This window comes from Micromonospora sp. 15K316 (assembly GCF_004348525.1).
Lineage (GTDB): Bacteria > Actinomycetota > Actinomycetes > Mycobacteriales > Micromonosporaceae > Micromonospora.
This window is the reverse complement of sequence record NZ_SMKG01000385.1, coordinates 1-2,372: the sequence shown is the minus strand read 5'-3', so window position 1 is coordinate 2,372 and position 2,372 is coordinate 1. Positions and strand designations below refer to the sequence as shown.

The window sequence follows — 2,372 nt, the reverse complement described above, 5'->3', positions numbered from 1 at the left end:
GGGTCGAGGGGTGGCGGAGGTCACGGGTGCTGCCCGGGCCATCCGGCGGCCGGGGGCGGCGCGACGACCGTCGGCGTCGCCTGCTGTCTCGGCGCCACCGAGGGCAGCGGGATCGTGGCCATCACGCGGTGGACGACGTGGTCGGCCGGCACGTCGTCGGCGAGCGCGTCGTAGCTGAGCACCAGCCGGTGGCGCAGGATGTCCGGCGCGATGTCCTGCACGTCCTGGGGGAGCGCGTAGTCCCGACCGCGCAGCAGTGCCAGCGCCCGGCTCGCCCGGACCAGCCCGAGCGAGGCGCGCGGGCTGGCGCCGTACTGGATGAGCTGCGCGACGTCCGGCATGCCGTGCTCGGCCGGGGCCCGGGTGGCGAGCACCAGCCGGACCGCGTAGTCGACCAGGGCGTTGTGCACGAAGACCTGGTCGGCCTTGCGTTGCAGCGTGACGAGGTCGGTGGCGCTGAACACCGGCGTGGGCTCCGGCGCGGCCACCCCCATCCGGTAGACGATCTCCCGTTCCTCTGCGTCGGTGGGGTAGCCGACGACGATCTTCATGAGGAACCGGTCCCGCTGCGCCTCCGGCAGCGGGTAGACGCCCTCCTGCTCGATCGGGTTCTGGGTGGCCATCACCAGGAACGGCTCCGGCACCCGGTGGGTCTCCCCGCCGATCGAGACCTGCCGCTCGCTCATCACCTCCAGCAGCGCCGACTGCACCTTGGCCGGTGCCCGGTTGATCTCGTCGGCGAGCAGGAAGTTGACGAAGACCGGCCCGAGTTCGATGTCGAACTTCTCGCTCGACTGCCGGTAGATGCGGGTGCCCATGATGTCGGCCGGCACCAGGTCGGGGGTGAACTGCACGCGGGCGAACGAGCCCCCGACGACCTTGGCGAGGGTCTCGACGGCGAGGGTCTTGGCCACCCCGGGCACCCCTTCGAGCAGGCAGTGACCGCGGGCGAGGAGCGCGACGACCATCCGCTCCACCATCCGGTCCTGCCCGACGATCACCCTCTTGATCTCGAAGAGCGCCCGCTCCAGCAGGGTCGCGTCCTCGGCGGGGGTGGTCACCGGCGCGGGCGCCTGCGGTGCTGTTCCGTTCGGCGTCGGGGCGTCGGGCGTGGTCGGCTGGGCCACCGGTCCTCCACAGCATGATCGGTTGTCGCGGCGTGGTGCGTATCAAGACTCGCATGCCCGGCTGAGTACCGAGGTGGGGAGAAGGCGATTTCCGCCACGGCGTCCCGAGCGACCGGATCGCCACGTTCGGGGTGGACAGAAAGGGCACCGGCGCGTGTACGATTCACCCGTCGCCGGGCGGCTCCCCCCGTGGCCGCCCGGCGCTCATCCTCTCTCCCGCCCGCCGTCCTAGACTGGCCGGGATGAGCACCCTCTCCCCCGCCGACGAGCCGCTGATCTGCTCGGCCAAGGGATGTCACGCACCCGCGACGTGGGCGCTGCGGTGGAACAATCCCCGGCTGCACGAACCCGACCGGCGCAAGACCTGGCTCGCCTGCCCGGCGCACCGCGAGACGCTCGGCGACTTTCTCGACGCACGCGGCTTCCTGCGTGCGGTCGATCCACTGGCCGGATCGCCTACGCTCGAAGCGTGAGCGCGCAGAACGGAACGCCCCGGTGAGCGCCGCGGAGTCCCACCAGCCGCCGGCCGCGCCGGGCCCCCTGCCGGCCCCGTCCGTGCCGGGCCCGCCGCCGGGGCCGCTGGAGCCCTGGCCGGAGACCGTCCGCTGGCAGCCGATCTCCCGGGACCTGATCTGGGTCGAGTTGCTCCGGCTCGCCGCCGTGCTGGGGGTCGTCGGGCTGGGCGTGGTGATCGGCTGGATCCTCAGCGGGCACTGGCTCTTCGGGCTCGGCCTCGCTGTCGTCCTGCTGCTGGGCGTGGGCCGTGCCGTCTCGATCGTGCGGGCAGTGCGGGCCTGGGGCTACGCCGAGCGCCAGGAGGACCTGCTGGTGCGGCACGGGCTGCTGGTCCGGCGGCTCTCCATCGTCCCGTACGCCCGGATGCAGTTCGTCGACGTCAGTGCCGGGCCGCTGGAGCGCGCCTTCGACCTCGCCACCGTCCAGCTGCACACCGCTGCGGCGGCGAGCGACGCCCGGGTGCCGGGGCTGCGCCCGGCCGAGGCGTCCCGGCTGCGCGATCGGCTCACCGCGCTCGGCGAGGATCGGGCGGAGGGGCTGTGACCGTCCACTGCGGCCCGTCGCCGGCCGCTGCGGAGCCGGCCCGATGAGCGACGGCCCGGCCGAGCCGACCGCCTCCTGGCGATCGATGAAGTCGTCGTTCGCCGACGTCACGACGGCGACGCTCATCAGGCGCGGGTTCCGCCGGTCCAGGTCGAAGTTGCGCGCGATGCGCAGGTACTGGGAGAG

General features: G+C 73.1%; 3 protein-coding genes. 2 read left to right on the top strand and 1 reads right to left on the bottom strand.

From position 1 onward, the window contains the following. Positions 1 to 20: 20 nt before the first annotated feature. On the bottom strand, positions 21 to 1,127 hold the full coding sequence (locus tag E1211_RS31735; RefSeq protein WP_132353875.1) for a MoxR family ATPase: 1,107 nt from the start codon (positions 1,125 to 1,127) through the stop codon (positions 21 to 23). A gap of 242 nt (positions 1,128 to 1,369) precedes the next feature. Here E1211_RS31735 and E1211_RS31730 point away from each other — a divergent pair, with 242 nt between their 5' ends. Then, positions 1,370 to 1,600 carry a hypothetical protein gene (locus E1211_RS31730; protein ID WP_132353873.1) on the top strand — a complete coding sequence of 77 codons (231 nt, stop codon included), beginning with the start codon at positions 1,370 to 1,372 and terminating at the stop codon, positions 1,598 to 1,600. 22 nt (positions 1,601 to 1,622) lie between these two features. Beyond that, positions 1,623 to 2,186, top strand: a complete 564-nt coding sequence (locus E1211_RS31725; RefSeq protein ID WP_132353871.1) for a PH domain-containing protein — start codon at positions 1,623 to 1,625, stop codon at positions 2,184 to 2,186. Positions 2,187 to 2,372: the final 186 nt, after the last annotated feature.

Coding starts and splice junctions, on each gene's coding strand:
- E1211_RS31730 (WP_132353873.1), top strand. CDS start 1,370: ATGAGCACCCTCTCCCCCGCCGACGAGCCGCTGATCTGCTCGGCCAAG.